Source organism: Desulfosporosinus metallidurans, assembly GCF_001936615.1.
GTDB lineage: Bacteria > Bacillota > Desulfitobacteriia > Desulfitobacteriales > Desulfitobacteriaceae > Desulfosporosinus > Desulfosporosinus metallidurans.
The window spans coordinates 1-19,806 of sequence record NZ_MLBF01000013.1 but is presented as its reverse complement, the minus strand read 5'-3'; the positions used below and the strand labels follow the sequence as shown (position 1 = coordinate 19,806).

20 protein-coding genes are annotated in these 19,806 nt (G+C 44.0%); 17 read left to right on the top strand and 3 right to left on the bottom strand.

Annotated features, from left to right (window positions below):
• Window positions 1-191: 191 nt before the first annotated feature.
• Window positions 192-1,691, bottom strand: coding sequence for a PucR family transcriptional regulator (locus DSOL_RS10435; RefSeq protein ID WP_075364802.1), 1,500 nt, complete (start codon window positions 1,689-1,691; stop codon window positions 192-194).
• Window positions 1,692-1,912: 221 nt separating this feature from the next.
• On the opposite strand from DSOL_RS10435, the gene DSOL_RS10430 reads away from it, so the two are divergent.
• From DSOL_RS10430 to DSOL_RS10420, 3 genes are read left to right on the top strand one after another with little or no spacing between them, the layout of a single operon-like run.
• Window positions 1,913-3,067, top strand: coding sequence for an iron-containing alcohol dehydrogenase (locus tag DSOL_RS10430; protein ID WP_075364801.1), 1,155 nt, complete (start codon window positions 1,913-1,915; stop codon window positions 3,065-3,067).
• 39 nt (window positions 3,068-3,106) lie between these two features.
• Window positions 3,107-4,810 carry an aldehyde ferredoxin oxidoreductase C-terminal domain-containing protein gene (locus DSOL_RS10425; RefSeq protein WP_075364800.1) on the top strand — a complete coding sequence of 568 codons (1,704 nt, stop codon included), beginning with the start codon at window positions 3,107-3,109 and terminating at the stop codon, window positions 4,808-4,810.
• Window positions 4,810-5,010, top strand: a complete 201-nt coding sequence (locus DSOL_RS10420) for a sulfur carrier protein ThiS (RefSeq protein ID WP_075364799.1) — start codon at window positions 4,810-4,812, stop codon at window positions 5,008-5,010. The genes DSOL_RS10425 and DSOL_RS10420 overlap by 1 nt, the downstream gene beginning before the upstream one ends.
• 253 nt (window positions 5,011-5,263) lie before the next feature.
• Here the strand turns inward: DSOL_RS10420 and DSOL_RS30000 are convergent, their stop codons facing one another.
• Window positions 5,264-5,338, bottom strand: a complete 75-nt coding sequence (locus tag DSOL_RS30000; RefSeq protein WP_427854395.1) for a DUF2922 family protein — start codon at window positions 5,336-5,338, stop codon at window positions 5,264-5,266.
• A 79-nt stretch (window positions 5,339-5,417) separates the two neighbouring features.
• On the opposite strand from DSOL_RS30000, the gene DSOL_RS10410 reads away from it, so the two are divergent.
• The 11 genes from DSOL_RS10410 to DSOL_RS10360 all read left to right on the top strand — a co-directional run bounded on the left by DSOL_RS10410 (window position 5,418) and on the right by DSOL_RS10360 (window position 17,053).
• A complete protein-coding gene (locus DSOL_RS10410; RefSeq protein ID WP_207649622.1) occupies window positions 5,418-5,744 on the top strand; it encodes a hypothetical protein in 327 nt (108 codons plus the stop codon).
• A 200-nt stretch (window positions 5,745-5,944) separates the two neighbouring features.
• A complete protein-coding gene (locus DSOL_RS10405) occupies window positions 5,945-6,415 on the top strand; it encodes a hypothetical protein (RefSeq protein WP_075364798.1) in 471 nt (156 codons plus the stop codon).
• Window positions 6,416-6,448: 33 nt separating this feature from the next.
• A complete protein-coding gene (gene atoS / locus DSOL_RS10400) occupies window positions 6,449-8,677 on the top strand; it encodes a two-component system sensor histidine kinase AtoS (RefSeq protein WP_235838769.1) in 2,229 nt (742 codons plus the stop codon).
• Window positions 8,678-8,692: 15 nt separating this feature from the next.
• A complete protein-coding gene (locus DSOL_RS10395) occupies window positions 8,693-10,078 on the top strand; it encodes a sigma-54-dependent transcriptional regulator (RefSeq protein WP_075364797.1) in 1,386 nt (461 codons plus the stop codon).
• A 229-nt stretch (window positions 10,079-10,307) separates the two neighbouring features.
• Window positions 10,308-11,630, top strand: a complete 1,323-nt coding sequence (locus DSOL_RS10390) for a TIGR00366 family protein (protein ID WP_075364796.1) — start codon at window positions 10,308-10,310, stop codon at window positions 11,628-11,630.
• 53 nt (window positions 11,631-11,683) lie between these two features.
• Window positions 11,684-12,865, top strand: coding sequence for an acetyl-CoA C-acetyltransferase (locus DSOL_RS10385; RefSeq protein ID WP_075364795.1), 1,182 nt, complete (start codon window positions 11,684-11,686; stop codon window positions 12,863-12,865).
• Between the two features lie 16 nt (window positions 12,866-12,881).
• A complete protein-coding gene (locus DSOL_RS10380) occupies window positions 12,882-13,556 on the top strand; it encodes a CoA transferase subunit A (protein ID WP_075364794.1) in 675 nt (224 codons plus the stop codon).
• Complete coding sequence (locus DSOL_RS10375) at window positions 13,549-14,205, top strand: CoA transferase subunit B (protein ID WP_427854389.1); 657 nt, start codon at window positions 13,549-13,551, stop codon at window positions 14,203-14,205. Before DSOL_RS10380 ends, DSOL_RS10375 begins: the two co-directional genes overlap by 8 nt.
• A gap of 177 nt (window positions 14,206-14,382) precedes the next feature.
• The gene (locus DSOL_RS10370) at window positions 14,383-15,795 is read left to right on the top strand and encodes a cbb3-type cytochrome c oxidase subunit I (protein WP_075364793.1); all 1,413 of its coding nucleotides are present in this window, start codon (window positions 14,383-14,385) and stop codon (window positions 15,793-15,795) included.
• The gene (locus tag DSOL_RS10365) at window positions 15,788-16,279 is read left to right on the top strand and encodes a cbb3-type cytochrome c oxidase subunit II (RefSeq protein ID WP_075364792.1); all 492 of its coding nucleotides are present in this window, start codon (window positions 15,788-15,790) and stop codon (window positions 16,277-16,279) included. Before DSOL_RS10370 ends, DSOL_RS10365 begins: the two co-directional genes overlap by 8 nt.
• Window positions 16,280-16,294: 15 nt before the next feature.
• Window positions 16,295-17,053, top strand: coding sequence for a c-type cytochrome (locus DSOL_RS10360; RefSeq protein ID WP_075364791.1), 759 nt, complete (start codon window positions 16,295-16,297; stop codon window positions 17,051-17,053).
• A gap of 447 nt (window positions 17,054-17,500) precedes the next feature.
• Here the strand turns inward: DSOL_RS10360 and DSOL_RS10350 are convergent, their stop codons facing one another.
• Window positions 17,501-18,190 (bottom strand): alpha/beta hydrolase, encoded by a 690-nt coding sequence (locus DSOL_RS10350; protein ID WP_075364790.1) that lies wholly within the window; start codon window positions 18,188-18,190, stop codon window positions 17,501-17,503.
• 249 nt (window positions 18,191-18,439) lie between these two features.
• On the opposite strand from DSOL_RS10350, the gene mntA reads away from it, so the two are divergent.
• The 3 genes from mntA to DSOL_RS10335 form a co-directional block, all read left to right on the top strand.
• On the top strand, window positions 18,440-18,862 hold the full coding sequence (gene mntA / locus DSOL_RS10345; RefSeq protein WP_075364789.1) for a type VII toxin-antitoxin system MntA family adenylyltransferase antitoxin: 423 nt from the start codon (window positions 18,440-18,442) through the stop codon (window positions 18,860-18,862).
• Window positions 18,852-19,262 carry a type VII toxin-antitoxin system HepT family RNase toxin gene (gene hepT, locus DSOL_RS10340; protein ID WP_075364788.1) on the top strand — a complete coding sequence of 137 codons (411 nt, stop codon included), beginning with the start codon at window positions 18,852-18,854 and terminating at the stop codon, window positions 19,260-19,262. Before mntA ends, hepT begins: the two co-directional genes overlap by 11 nt.
• A gap of 120 nt (window positions 19,263-19,382) precedes the next feature.
• The coding region (locus tag DSOL_RS10335) for an NAD-dependent epimerase/dehydratase family protein (RefSeq protein WP_139314444.1) at window positions 19,383-19,806 on the top strand (424 nt) is incomplete at its 3' end.

Sequence of the window (19,806 nt, the reverse complement as noted above, 5' to 3'; positions counted from 1 at the left end):
AAATATCGGTAATACGCTCAGGTTCCAGGAACCTCTCTTTTTTCTTGCAATTTGACTTTTCCTAAGCTTTGTTATGCTAATCTTAACTCATATTTGAATTTTGGGGTTTGCGACAACTATGGCATTCCAGGGATTCATCCATGTTACACGATGGAGTTAAGTAGCATTGAGGGAGTCCTGAACATCTGTTGTTATTGATTTAGAAATGTTTCAATCCTAAAAGAATCCATGAGAGAATACACGACATTAACACTGTTGAGGTTTAAACTGGTGAGCTGATTGATGCGATTGATTCTGTAAATTAGCGTGTTTCTATGTACAAATAATGCCTCCGCTGTTGCACGGAGGTTATTTTTATGCTCCAAATAAGTACGTAAAGTGACGTATAGTTCAGTATTGTTAGCCTTGTCATATTCGCGAAGAACCTTCAAAGCGGGATGGCAGTAATGTTCCAAAGGCGTTTTTCCTGTGTAGTTGTACAGTAAGTCATAGTAGTGAAATTCGCTATAGTCAAAGACTTGGTTAGTCTGGCCAAAGCGCTGTGCTTGTTTTATAGATGCCACCGCTTGATTAAAATGTCGTTTGAATTCTACAATATCCGAAAAAGACCAGCTTAGCCCTATGCTTACATCTTCGTATTGGGCCAGCTTAGTAAGCTCTCCCGTTTGTTCTTCGGAAATCGAGGGCACTAGAATTCCAATATAGCTTTTATACCGTACAGAATACCCCTTGGGGAAAATGCGTTCCAACTCCATGCTAAACGTGTGCTTGAGGTAACGGTTTTCCATATGGCGAACAAAGCGGGCAACGACGACACGCATTTCTTCTGGAAAATTAACCTTTAACATTGTTATTTGTTCCAGCGTGTTCGAAATTTCTGCTTCATTCAACAAGCTAAAAAGAATGGTACTATAAAACGATCCGTGAGCTCCCTCAGAGGCAGAATCTCGATTAAAGACGTCGAAGAGTAATCTGCCAACAAGGGGAAGCAAACGGAGATGGCTGCGTCCAGTGGACGTATGGTGTTCAACCATGACTAACGCGCCGACAACATGGCCTTCTTGAGTAATGCGGGCCACCAGTTTTGGTTGCAGATCGCCGGGCAATGTAATGAGCTGGGTTTCGCTCCCCTGTTTGCTCCATTCCTTCATCTGACTATTGGAACGAACCTTCTGCACAAACTCATAGGAGCAATATCCCCTCTCTATGTTCTGCGCCCAAAGGGGATCGACTATTTCATAAATTGTCGAATGTGCCAGTACCTTCTGGCTAGAATCTACGAGAATCAAGGCATTTCCAAACAGTTTGGCTGCGGTATTGATGACACAGGCAATACTTTTTCCGTTCAAGGCCATTTGTGCTAATTCAAAAAATATGCCATCTCCTCGCAAATCTTCAAATATCAAATCTTTTGCTTTATTGAACACATCGTACAAATCCTCATTGCGGATGTGGGTATAGTTACTACCCTCAGGTAATGTAAGAGGCTTATCCACGGAAAGAAGCATGATTGGCCGATCTGGTGGAGTCTTCACCTGCGCAAAGCTTCCTACATATACTACGTGTTCTTTCCAGTGATGTTCGTTTCTATCCAGTAACCGAATATCCATAATGGCTGGAGAATTACTAGTCATCCCTGCCTGTAGTTCATACTTCTCTTGTAGTGCTGCGATCAGCTCTTGATAATGCATACTCCCACCTCGCCTTCTTCTCTATTGTCATAATTATATAGCATAATACAACTCATTGCTGTAACAGAATTTAGAATAGTGAAAAAGGTACAAATATACTGCTTCTTTTCGTATGAGTAGTACGTATACCGCAAAAAGCCGCAGTGATACCATTGGGATAACATAATTTGCTAGGACAAGATTTTATCAATTTGGTTAAAAAGGAAGGAGTAGGTAGGTAAATGATTACATCGTACGAAGTTTTTGTTCCTGCTGTCATGGGTAGCGGTGCATCCCTGAGGACCGGCCTCAAGGTTCGCGAACTGGGATGTAAAAAAGTTCTTGTCGTTTATGACAATGGTCTCAAGGCGGTTGGTATAGCTGACACTATTGTGGAAAACATTCAAAATGCCGGTATTAAAACCGTTTGTTTTGATGGTGTTCTCCCTGATCCTCCGGATACGATGATTGAAGAGGCAGCAGAAATGGCACGTAAGGAAGCAATTGACGGCATTATAGCCATAGGTGGGGGAAGTGCCATCGACTCAGCCAAGGGTATCAATGTCTTAATTAATAATCCACCTCCCATTATGAAGTACTTCGGTGTTCAAAAAAACCTCAAACCCGGTGTACCCATGGTCTTCATACCTACTACCAGCGGTACTGGCAGCGAGGTCACCAATATGTGCGTCGTCTCTTGCACCTCACGAGGGAATAAAGATAGCGTGGTGAGTCCGGTATGTGTAGGTACACTAGCTATTATTGATCCTGATCTTACCGTGGGGTTACCTCCTAAGATGACTGCGGCAACAGGAGTAGATGCCTTAGCTCATGCTGTGGAATCACTTACCGGAGGACAGTCAAATCCTCTTTCGGATGCTTTGGCGCGGGAAGCGATTCGTTTAATTGCTAAATGGCTTCCTGTAGCTTACCGTGACGGTTCTAACATCGAAGCAAGAGAACAGATGATACTTTCTTCCATGTTTGCAGGAATGGCGTTTACGAATGGGCTTGTTCATCTTGGCCATTCAATAGGCCATACGTTGGGGGCTCATTTCCATATTCCACACGGAATTGCCTGCGCAGTGACCCTACCCGAGGTTATTGAATACGCGGCTAAAACAGAATACAAAAAGGTACGGATGATCTGCGAGTGTTTGGGAGTGGACGTTGCAGAGGATGCAGCTCCCGAGGAGATTGGCGCCATAGCTTGTAAGGCCATACGCTCTCTAATCAAATCCGTGGAAATACCTAATATAAAAGAGCTAGGAATTCCCCTTGAAGCAGCAATCAAAGTGGCTCCAATGGTCACAGCGGATACAGGCTTTGCACTGGTGCCCTACCGCATCACTGCGGCAAAGGTTGCAGAAATGATAAAGGCTGCCTACGATGCTTGATGAATTCTGTGGCTCTATAATTGAAAGGAGAGGATGACTATGTGGTCAAAATTAATAATTGATATGAAAACTCTAACGCTTAGCAAAGAACCTCTGGATGAAGAGTACCAAGAACTGGGTGGTAAGGCCTTAATTGCGCAATATTTGATAAAAAATGTTCCTCCCCAATGCGATCCATTGAATAGTGAAAACCAACTTATTTTCTGCACGACTGTATTTGCGGGGACGAAATTAACCACGGCACACCGACTGTCCGTCGGTGGTAAAAGCCCTCTAACTGGAGGGATTAAAGAGAGTAATGCAGGTGGCTATGCAGCATCCCTATTGGCAGAGCAAGGCATTAAGTTAATTGTGGTGAAGGAGATCCCCGTCGATGATCGCCTTTGGCTTTTGCATATTGATGCCAAGGGCAATGCGTTGTTGAAGGACGCTAGTATGTATGAAGGAGTAAACAATTACGAGTTTGTTGAGAAGTTGCATGAGCGCTTTGGCGATAAGCTTGCTACTGTTTCCATTGGCAGTGCAGGAGAACGTCTCTATAAATGTGCTTCTATACAGGTTTCCGAATTTGGCTCCGGCCATCCTAGCCGTGCAGCTGCACGCGGCGGTTTGGGCGCGTTAATGGGAAGTAAGCGTCTTAAGGCCGTCGTCATTGAGAAGCCATTGGAGCCCTTTCGGGTTAACTATGCCAATGAAGCTAAGTTCAACGAGGCCTGTCTAAAGATTAACAAATTGATTGCTGAGGGTGCGAAAAGTGATCCCTTCCACACCATCGGTACAATTTCCACGATAGAAGTAACGGGTGCTAACGGTGTTCTTCCGGTGGATAATTTTTCAGGCAAACTATTCCCTGAATACGCTGAGGTTGGAGCAAACAAGTTTATGTCGAATATAGTGACCCGTGGCGGGCGTAATAAGCGTCCTTGTCAACCAGGTTGTGTCGTGCAGTGTTCTAACGTATACAATGATAACGATGGAAATTATCTTACATCGGGCTTTGAATATGAAACGGTAGCACTCTTTGGGCCAAACTGCCACATTAGCGATTTAGATGTTATTGCCAAGATGGATCGTATCTGCGATGATCTCGGCGTGGATACTATGGATATCGCTAACGCCGTTGCCGTATGCATGGAAACTGGTAAAATTCAGTGGGGCGATGCTGATGCGGCTCTCGGTCTACTAAAGGAGATGGCAGAGGGCACAGAATTTGGAAATCTTCTTGGGAACGGTTGTGAGGTTGTGGGCAAAAGCCTCGGGTGTAAACGTATCCCGGTGGTAAAACACCAAGCAATATCCGGATATGATCCACGTAACACGAAAGGTACGGGGATCACTTATGCCACGAGCCCGATGGGTGCAGACCATACCGCAGGCCTTACGATGGGCCGTGCTTTTGATGACAGCGGACGGGCAGCACAAGCCTATGCCTCTAACAAATTGCAAATAGCCATGAGTTTTGCGGATAGTATGATGTGTATTTTTGCCTTTGCACATACGGTTTCCGAATTACCGTTGTTTGGAGAAATGATGGCAGGTCTATATGGTGGCGAACCTGATCTCTCTCGTGTTACTAGTATGGGTGTAAAAACGCTATTGACCGAGAGAGCCTTCAACAAGATGGCAGGAATGACCATTAAAGACGATAGACTCCCTGATTTCTTCTACAACGAGCGTTCTACTGCGACCGGTTCTAAGTTCGACATTAACGACCTTGAATTGGAGGTGCTCTTCGATTTCTGATGATTACGGTAAACGGACGAGAAATCGACTATAATACTGGCATGACTGTGATAGATGCTCTGAAGGCGGCTGGAGAATCCGCCGATGCCATGACTTTGGTAGTCGTAGACGGAAAACTCTTACCCTGTGGCCAGCCTTATATGGAACCTCTGGCTGACGGGGCACGCATAAAACTGCTACCCATCATTTCTGGGGGATAATGATCGAGATAAAAAGGACCGAGGCTGCAGGCTGCAGCCTCGGTCCTTTTTATGTTTTAAACAGATTATCAAACACTCTCCGCGAAGGTTCCAGGAACCTTTCCTTTCTCTTATAATTCGACATTCTTGGTCATGAGGTAAATACTTCGGGAAACCGAACTTCAACACAACGATAATCTATTCAGACAATCAGCAACAGAGTTTTTCGTCTTCAAGGCGAAGGACTCTTTTCGCGATAATATGATCATAGAGATCATCCGTTGTCCATGACGGCTTCGATTTGGGCCGCTGTCAAACTCGCCTTAGGTTCTGGTAAAGTTATCGTCATCATTCCATTCTCTGCATTTATCAATGAAAGCAAGGGCTTGTATTATAAAGCGTTTACTTTAATATCGAATAATTATAAGGTGTCAAGAATTTTAGATACAACGCCCTTTGTAAGCTATTTTATAGATAATGTACTTACCAAGCTTCAGAAAATGGCTGAACCGACAAATGCGCTTAAAAAATTTAATAATTTGCTCCAAACAGGAGAAATTACAGCCAAGGAAAAGGATTTATTTCATTATGTACTCTCTGCATACGGTACCCATGAATTTTCGACTAAGCAGCTGGAGAAGGACTATAAAAACGTAGCCTATGCGACAATTAGAAACTTTGTCCTCAAACTCGAAAGCAAAGGTATTCTCTCTTCACAGAAATACGGTAGTAGGGTACGTTATAGATTGCAGTAAGACTGTCGGAACTGCTCGGTCACTTCGGGAGCGCCTTATATTAATTCGAACGATCAGATGAACGAGGCGATGATCAAAGAGTTTTGCAACAGGCCATGGCAGCCTTTAGGTATATATAAATATATAACGGCTAATGATAATTACGAATAAAACTATTGAACGAAAAGTACACAAAATTATTTAGCAAGGAGTGAGTATTTATGCTGACTACATTTTTTTATCCATCGTATTTACTGTTAGCCATTATTATTGTACTCACATACATACCTAAAAAAGATTTTAAGGAATATTTTATTTATGGATTTATTCTTGGTGGACTTGGCGATGTAGTAGTAGTAGGTTTATTTCAAAACCTCCTAAACATTATTTGGTTTAAAAATGCTGGCATTTTTTATGTTTTGGGTCAGAATTTACTTTCCCCTCCTAGTTGGATTCTTACGGTTATAATTTATCTTCGTTTTTTACCGCGGCGACAACCGTTTTTATATATTTATGTTCTTACATTTGCTTTATTTAGTGTTGCTTATGGTTATTTAGTTCATAATGTTGGTTTGTTTGATTTTAGGCCGTGGTTTTATCCATTTTTTAGCTATCTCACTTTTTTAATTTGGTGGTCAATAATCACTTGGATATTCAACAAGACAAGTTCTCTTACCCAAAGGGATTCTTAAATAAATATCAGAAACACCAGTTTAGATTCGCACATGAGCTTAATGTGTCGGGAACTTAACCGTTCAAACCGTTCAGCTGGTCATCACTTAAAGATTTCCGACGCCATGCTGGACGTCCTTCAACTGGTACAAGCCTATTGCAACAAGACGGAAGGCGTCTTTGATCACCTCGTCCCCAGAGCCTTGCAGCATGCGGGTTACAACGTTTCTTTTGACCTAGTTAAACTCAGAGATCACCCAGTGGACGTTGATATCTTTGATATTCAGAAACATCAGGCCCTAGCGATTAATCCAGAAACCCAAACCATTGAACTCCCTCACCAGATCAATTTTGAACTCTTAAATTACCTACCGTTTTGTAAGATAAAGGGGTATACTATCGAAAGACTAATAAAATTGAATGATGTTGAGGGAATTATGCAAAAAGGAAGTTTGCGTTTAAGGCTAATGTTAATCTTGGCATTTGCAGTGACGGTGCCTTTAATTGGGAGCGGTTACTTACTCATTCATCGATCAGAGCAAGCATTAATGAACGAAAAGGAAAATAAGTTATTTGGAATTGCACACACGTTGGATAATGCTATGCTGGGTAATTTTGACAATTTGTTGTCTGAGAAGGAGAAGAGCCTGCCGCGTGAGGCGAAAATCAAACTTCTCAATGCACGATTAAAAAAGATTACGGATCAAATTGTACTGGCTAATCCAGGGGTGGGGGCTGGTTATTATTCAAAGGACTTGGATGCTATCATCACCTATGGTCCGAGTTCAGAGTATGGAAATACGATTGGAGAGTCCATTGCTCCAGATCACAAGGGCAGAGAAGTCATGACGGAGGGAATTCCTCTGGCGATAAAAGGGCCAATGGTTCGAGGAAATATTTTAAATTCCATGGTCCCTATGTTTCGCAACGGGCGTGTGATCGGGTATGTATGGGCAAACGAATTGACGGAGAGTATCGATTCGCAGATTCAGAAAATGGAAGCATCAATGTACTTGGCACTTGGGCTTGCCTTACTCTTGGGTTTAGGGATTACGTTGTTTTCAGCCAATATGGTATCCGCTTCGGTTCAACTTATTGTGACGGGGCTCAGGCGACTACGCGCGGACTTGAATCACCGTTTACCAATGTCTTCAGGGGAATTTGGGGAAATTACCGCAGCAATTAACGACATGGCTCAAAATCTGCGCAATACGCGTAGTCATACTGAAATTATTATGGAGAGTATGGCGGACGGCATTATTACGGTGGATACGGCGGGAAAGGTGACGGCCTTAAATGCTGCTGCGACCTCTATTACGGGTCTAGGTAAAGAAATTATTGGTACAGATTATTCAGATATTCAAACTCAAGGCTGGTTGTTAGAGACGCTCAACACAGGGAAAACGTTCATTGGTTATGAGATGGATTTTCCGCACGCTAGTGGAAGAATTGTTCCGATTAGTGTAAGTACATCGTTACTTCATAATGGGGAAAAGCCCTTAGGTGCAGTTGTGGTATTCAAAGATCTCACGGATCGCAAATCATTCGAGGAGCGTGTGCGTAGGGTCGACCGTTTAGCGGCGGTTGGGGAACTCGCAGCAGGTGTAGCCCATGAAATCCGCAACCCTCTGACCGCAATTTCCGGAAGTGTTCAGCTCATGTTAGGGGAAATCTCAGAGGATAATCCGATCCGTAATTTTGGGAATATTATTTTGAAAGAGGTTTCACGCCTTAACGTAGTGGTTGAAGACCTTCTTTACTTTGCGCGGCCTTCTAAAAACTTTATTGCCCGAATTCAACCCAATGAACTCATTCGGGAAACCGTAGAGCTGCTTACCCCGAGCATGAAGAAGGATCTTGTTTCTTTGCAGGTGATACTCGATCCGGACGTTCAGGCCATTACTGTTGATGCTGGACTCATTAAGCAAGTGTTAGTGAACTTACTTTTGAACGCCATTCAGTCTTTGCCAGCACAGGGAGGACACATTACGGTCACAACGCATTCCGTAGAAAACGGTGTAAAGTTAGGGATTCAAGATACAGGAGAAGGAATAGCAACTGAAAACTTAGTGCGGATTTTTGACCCGTTTTTTACCACAAAAGACCGGGGGACGGGGCTTGGCTTAGCGGTAAGCAGTAAGATTATCGAAATCCACCATGGCTATTTGGAGGTGGAGAGTGAGCTTGGGGTAGGCACCCTCTTTAAAATATTCTTACCTTATGAAAGTAGTGAAGAACCCAAAGGGGAAACAAGCGGAGAATCTGAGAAGGAAATAATATAGTATGGGGGGCGGGCTATGCCAGGGCGTGGGAGTATTTTAGTTGCAGATGATGAAGAGAGCCTGCGTCTCGTACTTGAGGCGGCGCTGATGAAGGCTGGTTTTGATGTGGATACCGTAGACAATGGAGCGGATGCCGTTCGAAAAATTCAAGAGAAAAACTATGAGGTTGCTCTTTTGGATATTCGGATGCCTAAACTCGATGGGCTTGAGGCTTTTTACCAAATCCATGGGTTATTGCCGGATTTGCCGGTCATTCTAATGACGGCTTTCGGGAGCGCAGAAGTGGCGGTAGAGGCGATGAAGCGGGGAGCCTTTGACTATCTTCCCAAGCCGTTTAACCTTGAAGAAGTCAAGATCTTAGTCGAACGGGCGATTCATATGCGCGTTCTTGCTCAGGAAGTTGAATACCTGACGCTAGAGGTGCAAACCTTGAGTGTTGGGGTGAATGGCCTTTGTAAACTTGTCGGGACAAGTCCGAAGGTGCAGGAAGTGTATAAAAGTATTGGACGGGTTGCAGAGACAAAGGCGACGGTTCTCTTAACGGGAGAGAGTGGCACTGGCAAAGGGTTAGTGGCAAAAAGTATTCACTATAATAGTGATCGATGGGAAAAACCATTCGTTCAGGTGAATTGTGGTGCCATTCCTGAGGGATTGTTGGAAAGTGAATTGTTCGGACATGAAAAAGGGGCTTTTACTGGGGCGGTAAGCCAAAGGATGGGGAAGTTTGAATTGGCAGAAGGGGGGACACTTTTCCTTGATGAAATCGGGGAAATGAGCTTAGCCCTTCAGGTCAAACTTTTGCGCGTTTTGCAGGAAAAACAATTTGAACGGGTTGGCGGAAGTCAGACGTTTAGCGCGAATGTACGGGTTATTGCCGCAACGAATCGAGACTTGTCTAAAGAGATTGCGGAAAATCGCTTTCGCTCTGATTTATATTATCGATTGAACGTAATACCGGTCCATTTACCCCCTCTGAGGGAACGAGGAGGAGACATTCGACTCTTGGCGGAATATTTTCTGCGACGGTTTAGTTTAGAAATGGGGCGGGTAAAGATCGCTTTTTCCCCAGAGGTTTTGGAGCTCTTTATGCAGTATGCCTGGCCTGGAAATGTACGGGAATTGGAAAACGCCGTGGAACATGCTCTAATTATGAGTAATTCGGCAATTATCTTGCCCGAAAATCTCCCGGCAAACCTTTTTGAAGAGGAAGTGGGAGAGATTCAAGCATCCCAAGATACTTATCTAGCGCAGCCTTTGAGGGAGATCTTAGCGTTTACCGAAAAGGCTTCGATTGCCCAAGCATTAGAACGGACCAATGGAAATCGGGCTCAAGCCGCTAGGCTTTTGCAAATCTCTCGCCGTGCTTTAATTTATAAGATTCAGGAGTATCAATTGGTCTAGAGAAGTGCAAGGATCTGCACTTAGGGAGTGAAATAAATATACACTCTTTACTGGATAAGAAGGTAAAGAGTGATTTTTTTTACACTTTTTGGGGTAAATTTCGACTATTTTCATTCAGAATGATGAAAAAATGAGCGGTATTTAGGTTTGGTTACAATTTTAGACTTTGGCATGATTCTTGCGTAATAAACGAATTGCCGGCATTTATATTTAATTAAGGAGGAACCCCATGATTAAAGCATTATCTAGGTTTTTTACTGCAATCGTTCAGAGATTTCTCCCAGATCCTTTAGTGTTTGCAATGTTATTGACAATCATCATGTTTCTTTCCGGGATTGCTTTTACGCATCATACCCCTATCGAAATGATTGGATTTTGGGGTAAGAGCTTTTGGAATCTGCTCGCTTTTGCAATGCAAATGGCCCTGATCCTTGTCACAGGAAATGCACTGGCCAGCTCTCCACCGATTAAAAAAATTCTCCAAAAAATTGCCAGTATCCCTAAAACGCCAGCACAGGGCATTATGTTGGTGACCTTCGTTGCGGCTGTGGCTAATATCATCAACTGGGGTTTTGGGTTGATTGTCGGAGCCTTATTGGCCAAAGAAGTTGCCAAAAAAGTTCCAAAGGTAGATTATCGATTGCTTATTGCGAGTGCCTATATCGGCTTTCTAACTTGGCACGGCGGGTTGTCTGGTTCAATTCCGCTCATGGCCGCGACCAAAGGAAATCCGATGGAAAAAACCGCAGGTCTCATACCACTCGCGCATACCATTTTTGCCCCGTTTAATATTTTTATTACTTTAACCTTGATCGTGGTCTTGCCGTTTATGACGAAAATGATGATGCCGAAAGAGGACGAAGTGGTTGTAATAGACCCTGCGTTACTCATGGAGGATGAGGCTGCAGCGACGATCGCGGCTCCAACGGAGAAAACGTTTGCTGTACGTGTGGAAAACAGCCGAATTATCGCTTGGGTTATTGGTCTTATGGGTTTCTTTTATCTTGGCTATTACTTCATACATGGCGGGCAAATGGACGTAAACGCCGTCAACATGATGATGTTCTTTGCCGGAATTGTTTTGCATGGTAGCCCTCTGGCATACATGAATGCCATAGTCAATGCCGCTAAAGGAACGGCAGGAATCATGGTTCAGTTCCCCTTCTATGCAGGGATCCAAGGGATGATGGATTTGTCCGGCTTGGGCGGTATGATTACTCATGCTTTTGTCAGTGTGTCTACCGTGCACACATTTCCAATCTTAGCGTTTTTGAGTTCGGGTATCATCAACTTTTTTGTGCCTTCCGGTGGTGGACACTGGGTCGTACAAGGTCCGTTCATTATGCCCGCAGCCAAAGCTTTAGGGGTTATGCCGGGTAAAGCCGCGATGGCTATCGCCTATGGCGAAGCTTGGATGAACATGGCCCAACCGTTCTGGGCATTACCGGCCCTCGCCATTGCAGGACTTAAAGTGCGGGATATCATGGGCTTTTGCGTAACGACCTTACTTGTTTCGGGAATCATCTTTGGGGTGGGTTTAGCTTTCTTTTAATCGACTTATCGACGTAGACAAGAAAATCTCATAGGAGAGAGGAGTATAAGTTCATGAAGAAAAAAGTGGTTATCGTAAGCGCAGTTCGGACTCCAGTCGGTAGTTTTATGGGGGTATTTAAAGATATTCCCGCAGTGGACCTGGGGGCCGTGGTCGTCAAAGAAGCACTAAATCGGGCGAAGATTGACCCCGCCACTGTGGACGAAGTCATTATGGGGAACGTCTTACAGGCTGGGTTGGGACAAAATCCCACGCGCCAAGTCACGCTGAAAGCGGGCATCCCAAACTTTGTCCCTGCTTTTACCATTAACAAAGTCTGTGGATCTGGCTTGAAAGCCATCAACTTAGCGGCCCAGGCCATCATAGCCGGGGATGCGGAAATCATCGTAGCTGGTGGGATGGAAAATATGTCGCAGGCACCGTTCCTCTTTCCCGAAGGTCGCACTGGTCATAAGATGGGGGCAACAACCATTCTGGATAGCATGATTACGGACGGTTTAATGTGTGCCATGAACGATATTCACATGGGCGTCACAGCGGAAAATGTTGCTGAAAAGTATGTTATTAGTCGTGAAGAACAGGATGAATTTGCTTTTATCAGTCAGCAAAAGGCCAGTGCAGCACTTGTCGAAAACCGCTTTGCTGCCGAAATCGTTCCTGTACCCGTTCCCCAGCGTAAAGGGGACCCAGTTTTGGTTACGCAGGATGAATACGTGAAGCCAGAAACGACCCTTGAGAAACTTGCGAAACTCCGACCGGCCTTTAAGAAAGACGGGACGGTGACGGCAGGAAATGCTTCCGGTCTGAATGATGGGGCTGCAGCTGTGGTTGTAATGTCCGAGGAGAGAGCTAAAACCCTCGGTCTTGAACCTTTGGCTTATATTTCTTCATATGCCTCGGCGGGCGTAGATCCAGCGATCATGGGTACTGGTCCGATCCCGGCCAGTCAAAAAGCGATGCAAAAAGCGGGGATTACGATGGCGGACATCGACTTGATCGAGGCAAATGAAGCGTTTGCTTCCCAAGCACTAGCGGTTGGGAGTGAGCTGGGTATTGATCCGCAAAAGCTTAATGTCAACGGGGGAGCCATTGCAATAGGACACCCGATTGGCGCCAGCGGAACCCGGATATTTGTCACCTTGCTTTATGCGATGAGGGAACGTGATGTTCATCGCGGTCTTGCCACTTTGTGTATCGGCGGTGGACAAGGCGTCGCAACGATCATTGAACGCTAAAAAGGAGGGCAAGAGTATGGCTCAAGTCATTACAATACAAGAAGCAGTAGATAAGGTTACGGACGGGATGGCAGTTATGGTTGGCGGGTTTATTGGTTCCGGGGCTCCGGGTCAAATTTTAGCTCAACTGGCTGAGACCAAGGTTAAGGATCTTACGCTCATTGCGAATGATACAGGGGTTTTAGGGGATGCATTGAGTCAAATGGTGGTTAATCATCGTTTGAAAAAAGTGATTGCTTCTCATATCGGGACGAATAAGGAAACCGGACGACAAATGAACGCCGGTGAGCTGGAAGTCGTTTTGGCTCCTCAGGGCACACTTGTTGAGCAGATTCGTGCTGCGGGAGCAGGACTTGGAGGAGTGTTGACCCCGACGGGGATTGGAACTGTTGTGGAAGAAGGCAAACAAAAAGTTACGGTGAACGGACAGGAATACTTGCTTGAAGGTCCGCTTGGTGCCGATGTGGCTATCATAAAGGCCTATAAAGCCGATCGGGCGGGTAACCTCGTCTACCGTCGTGCGGCACGGAATTTTAATCCTGTGATGGCTACAGCTGCTAAAACGGTCATCGTTGAAGTCGAGAAACTTGTTGAAGTCGGGGAAATAGATCCCGATGAAGTCATGACTCCAGGAATATTTGTTGACTATTTGGTTCTCAGCCAAAGCGTGGAGGTGAAAAACGTTGGATAAAGGAGCACGCATGGAATGGCTAGTTGAAAGAGTTGCCCAAGAATTTCACACGGGGGATGTCGTGAATCTTGGAATTGGGATGCCAACGAAGGTTGCAAATCATCTGCCTGAAGGGGTTACGATTCTTTTGCAATCTGAAAATGGGTACTTGGGTTTAGGGCCTTCGCCAGAACAAGGGCAGGAGGATCCCGATATTGTGAATGCAGGTGGACAGTTTGCCAGCGTCCTCGCTGGTGGAAGCTGTTTTGACAGTGCCACTTCCTTTGGCATTATTCGGGGCGGGCATGTTGATGCGACGGTTTTGGGCGCATTGCAGGTTGACGAAGAAGGAAACTTGGCGAACTGGATGATCCCGGGAAAAATGGTCCCTGGGATGGGTGGAGCCATGGACCTTGTTGTCGGAGCTCGTAAAGTGATTGTTGCCATGGATCATACGGCGAAAGACGGAAGCTCAAAGGTATTGAAAAAATGTACTTTGCCTTTAACGGCGGCCCATCAGGTTAACCTCATCGTAACGGATATGGGCGTTATGGAGGTCACTGCTGAGGGACTCCTCCTTAAAGAACTCGCACCTGGTGTGACCTTGGAAGAGATTCAAGCCTGTACCGAGGCAGAGTTAGTGATGCAGGAGACGTTAGTGGCGCGTTAAACTTCAACACAACGATAATCTATTCGGACAAACAGCAACAGAGTTTTTCGTCTTCAAGGCGAAGGACTCTGTTGCTGTTTTCGATACGAGCGGAGAATAAATATTGGTTGATTATTAGAGGAATTTTAAATTATCTGTCGAAAGTTGTTTGAAGTAAAGCTTGAAAGGAGAATTAGGATGACTGAAGAAAATCGTCGAGCAATCCGTTTGGCTTTTTCAAGTGCATTAGTCTGGTTGATTTTCGGAGTGATTATTGGGGCTTGGGAGTCCATAATCTATGCTCATCCGGAGATCATGTACTCCTTGCCCGTGTGGGTAAGACCTTTCGTGGAATTTGGTAAACTTAGACAGATCCATGTTAATACACTGGCTTTTGCCTGGCTTTCGATTGGGTTTATTGGAGCTTTGCTGGCAATTGTTCCAAAACTGACCGGCGCATCGTTAGCTAAACCTCGTTTGGCGATAGCGGCAATTTGGTCCTGGAATCTGGCAATCATCATTGGTGTTATTGCCCTGGATATGGGAAAGACGCGCGCTCGGGAGTATGCATCCCTGATCTGGCCAAGTGACGCCCTGATGATTTTGTCGTTTATTCTTTTAAATATTGTGGTATGGAAGACGTTAATCCAACGTAAAGAAAAGACTCTTCACGTTGCTTTATGGTATCTTGCGGGCTCAATTGTTTGGATGCCACTCATCATAATTTTGGGGAAAGGTCTGTGGTTAGATTTCTTTTCAAACCCTTTCTTTGGCGTTTTTGATAATGTGGCGAATTGGTTTTTAGGACATAATATTTTGGGACTTTGGTTTACCACTCTGGGAATCGGGGCCGCTTATTATATTATTCCACAGATGACTAAAAATCCGATCTATAACCATAAATTATCAATCATTGGATTTTGGTCGTTGGTGCTTTGCTATCCTGCAGTTGGTGCGCATCATACTCTGGCAGGACCGGTGCCTGTCTGGCTTATGGCTGAGGCTACGACCTTTAGCATACTCATGGTCATCCCTGTGACCTCTGCTCTTTGGAATATCCATAAAACAATTGGTTCGAAGTGGGAACTTTTTGTCAAAGAGCCTATTTTTGCGTTTATAACGACAGGGTTGTTCTTTTATTTTGTGGTCAGTTTACAAGGATCCTTTCAGGCGTTGCGGTTTGTCTCTGAGTATTTGCATTTTAGCCAATGGGTTCCGGCTCATGCCATGCTGGCCTTGGGTGGAGGGTTTTCCTTTATTTGTATCGCAGCTATTTACTTTTTTGGTCCCGAAGTTTTTGGTGGAGAGTGGTATAGTCGGCGACTTCAAGGTTGGCACTTTGGCTTATCCCTCTTTGGAATCTTGGGGATTTTCTCTGGTCTTACGATTGCGGGGCTTATTCAAGGTGCTAACTGGCAAAATACGAATGCAGGGATGCACTGGATTGATGCAACGGTACGAGCGGTTCATCCTCATATGGTCGTTTTGGCGATAAGTGGGGCAGTCTTCGGTATTGCGCAAATAATTTTTGCGGCGAATTATGTGTTGAGTCTGAGGGTTAATGCCAGGCCGCAGGTGGCTTTCCGGAAGGAGGCTAGTGTTAATGTTTAAGTTTGAACGTCATCTCGGTTATTTGTTTTTAGGGTTTATCTTGGTTTTTTCATTTGCAGTGGTGACCACTTATATTGTTCCTGAAGTCAGTGCGAAGAATATAACGGAGACGACGGAAACGGTACACTATACTGATCAACAAAAAGAGGGTCGACAAATTTACATGCGTGAAGGTTGTGTGTGGTGCCACACGCAGATGGTGCGAACAGGTGAGGAAAATTTGGGCACGATTTTTCGCCGAGGGGATATCGGACAGGTTACTTCGCCTGAGTGGTATGCAACGCAAAATCCTGTGCTGATTGAACAACATAGGCGAGGACCGGATCTAAGTCATGTGTGGACGCGATGGCCCTCGATAAGTTGGCAAAAAATGCATCTACAAAATCCCGAACAATTTAATCCAGGTACTTGGATGCCACCGTTCAGTTATTTAAGTAACAAGGATCAAGATGACTTACTCGCTTACCTGCAAACATTGAGATAAAAGGAGGGGATTGCAATGGCACAGAATCGTATTCCTCTAATTTTGAGAGTACTCTATATTGTCATTCCCTTGTGGGGTATATGGTATTTTGCAACGAATTCTACTCCGGCTTCCTTCACTAAGATGGACATGCCAAATCAGATCGCACTTCACCAGGATGGAAAACAGTTAATAGCAGCAGGGAAACAAATTGCAGCCCAAGAAGGATGTTTTGCCTGCCATGGGCCAGAAGGTAGAGGTGGAATAGAAAACCCGGGAACTAAGGATAAAGTCGTTCCGGCTTGGAATGCTGAGGACTTGGCAGCAAACAATCTCTTTTATCCAATTCTCTTGAAACAGGAGATTGAACACGCTGTTGTACGCTCCATGTATGATGACCCCACAGACATCGGGAATCAGGAATATGCTCCGTTCAAAATGCAACCCTGGATTGGACGATTGACGTCTGAACAGATTAAAGAAATTATGGTGTATATTTATAGTATTAATCCTTCTCTACAGGATGGTATGAAAAAAGTGCTTGCTGGTGATAAAACGATACCCGATTTTAACGAGGTGTCCGGTGATATCACCCAAGCCTTCATACCAGACACAACTAAGGGACCAGTAAACATGGAAGGTTCCCCTTTAGGCACCCCAGCAGTCAGCCAAATTCCTTATGGTCGTAACTATCCCAATGTATTTGATGATTATTATGACCAACACAAAGACGATACCCCACCTCAGACTGTCAAGGATGTAAAGGAGTTTGCCCAATTAATTGGTTTAAACTGACATTAACACTAAATAAGAAATTCAAAATAACTTCAGGTTAAAAGCTTACAAATTATGTTATAATCATATTGCTAGGGGGTGTCAAATGGATCAAAAAGTTATGGAGCTTCTCGCAAAAATATATCAAACGCAAACCGAAATGCGAAGTGAATTGAAAGAGCTTAGAACAGCAAAAAAATGGAGCAATTTTTGATTTCCGTGAAATACAAATAGATCATAACCAAAAGACTGGACAAGCACTGGAACGCATTGAGGCCAAGATCGAAGGGTTACAATTAGAAACATCCAACTTAAGACGAATTAAATGAACCCCTGATCGTGCTCGTATGCTGACAATTAGGGTCATGATTCCCGGTAAATGGGTCACAGAAAGGTGCAAACCTCTCGTGGCCTTTTTCTATTTCCCAGGAAACTTACTGTAAAACCTCACCCCACTGACTGCAAAAGCTATAATATCAATAATGAATTTATAAAGTCGATAACATCCTTTATGACTAGCTCCGCTTCTTGGCTCAATAAAATAAGATGTTCGGAGCTATCATAAAACTCTAAACGTTTTATTGGAGATCTCGCATTTCGAAATATGTAATGAGCGCTACTTTTTCTAACTGTAGGATCATCGATAGCCTGGGTTATAAAAACCGGGCAGCGTAACCCTTTGATCTGAGGTTTCGTTGCCTTTACTAATAATATAAAGTTCAGGAGAGAGGAGAAGGGCAGAGCTCTTGACGCTTTTATGTTACGCCTCATGGTCTTAAAATCTTTCCTAATCAGCACATTAACACTATCTATAAAAGCTCTTTTGATATTCAAATAATAGATTGGGGTATTGATCGTCACAATCCCACCAATATTATGCTTTAACCCAAGATTTATAGCGAGAAGCCCTCCCATCGAAAAACCTATGATATAAACTACATTACAATCCGATAGCAAGGTTAATAGTCCCTCTTCAGCCGAAACTATCCAGTCTGTATAGCTTACACCTTGTAGGTCTTCACGCCTACCGGTGTGCCCTTTTAAGCTTGGACACAAAACTTTATATCCGCGATCCGTCAAACACGATGCTAAGGGAGCTACTTCTTTTACGTCCCCTCCAAAACCGTGAAGTACAAGGCACCCAATTTTATTATTCACATAATTTTCCTCCCTGATAACAGCCCTTGTGTGATCGTGCCATCTGTGTTGACGTTAAATCGGGCATCCGTCAAAGTGCTGCCAGATCTAAACACAGTCAAATATTCGTAATATTATATAAAAAATTTCATATTGTGATTATGAGGTGATCAAACGCCTTATTTAATGTTATAATATGGTAAGGAGGCACACTGACATTATAATCTAATTCTAATTTTGGAGCAATCTTCGGTGAGGGGACGGGTTTTTATGACCGATTCACTTGTACTTAATTCTACTCAGATTGAAACCATCGTTCATACTTTGAACAAGTTAATCGATCCTTGGATAATTATCCTGTTTGGCTCTTATACAAAAGGTAGAGCTCGTGAAGAGAGTGATATTGATATTGCATTTTTGACAGATCAGAAAGTCGATGAGTATCAGTCATTTTGTATTGCTCAAGAATTAGCTGAATTAATAGGAAAGAGCATCGATTGTGTTAATTTACACTCAGCTAGTACCGTTTTTCAGGTGCAAGTTATTGGACACGGAAAAGTGCTTTACTGTAAGGATGAGACTCGTAGAATGTATTATTTCCTACGCACTTTAAAGGAGTATGCCTTACTGAATGAGGAACGAGCAACTATTTTAAAACAAATTAAAGAGAGAGGTACAATCTATGGTGGATGATGTAGTCTATAATAAATGCTCTATAATCGAGCGTAGCATTCAACGCATCCATGAGGAATATGAGAATAATCCTAAGAATTTAGAAAATTATACCAAGCAAGACTCCATCATCTTAAACATTCAAAGAGGCTGTGAGGCTGCCATTGACTTAGCCATGCATATTGTCGCTGAGAACAAATGGGGTATTCCGCAAAGTAGCCGTGAAGCTTTTGATATTCTTCGTCAAGAGAATTGGTTAGACGAATCTTTGACTGAATCCTTGAAATCTATGGTGGGCTTCCGAAATATTGCAGTCCATAACTACCAATTACTTAATCTGAAGATAGTTCGTCAAGTTATTGAACAGCATCTTGATGACTTGAAGAAGTTTAGCAGGATCGTGCTCCAGAAATTTCTTTAGCAGTAACGGCTCACGTTGGATCTTTAGAATTACAGAAAACATGTTATACTGTAATTTATGTTCATTGAAGTTTACGCGAACATGGATGTTCGGATGACGTTTGTATTGGAAGGTGATAACATGGGGAGTATTTTAATTACCGGAGGAGCGGGCTATATTGGAAGCCACACTGTTCGGGTATTACTTGAAAAGGGAGCACAAGTGGTTGTGCTAGATAGCTTGGTTACAGGACATAGAGGAGCGGTCCCTGCAGAGGTCCCCTTTTATCAGGGGGATATCTCTGATGCTGGACTGGTAAAGACTGTTGTAGAATCTCACGGGGTTGAGGCTGTGATTCACTTCGCGGCTCGCAGCTTGGTGGGCGAATCTATCCTGAAACCTGATCTATATTTTTATGAAAATATGGCTAAAACAAATTTGTTTGTCTCGAATCTCCTTCAGCTAGGGGTTAATAAAATCGTCTTTTCTTCCACAGCAGCGGTCTACGGGCTCCCAGAGGCGATCCCTATTCCCGAGGAATCACCGACAAGCCCGATCAATCCGT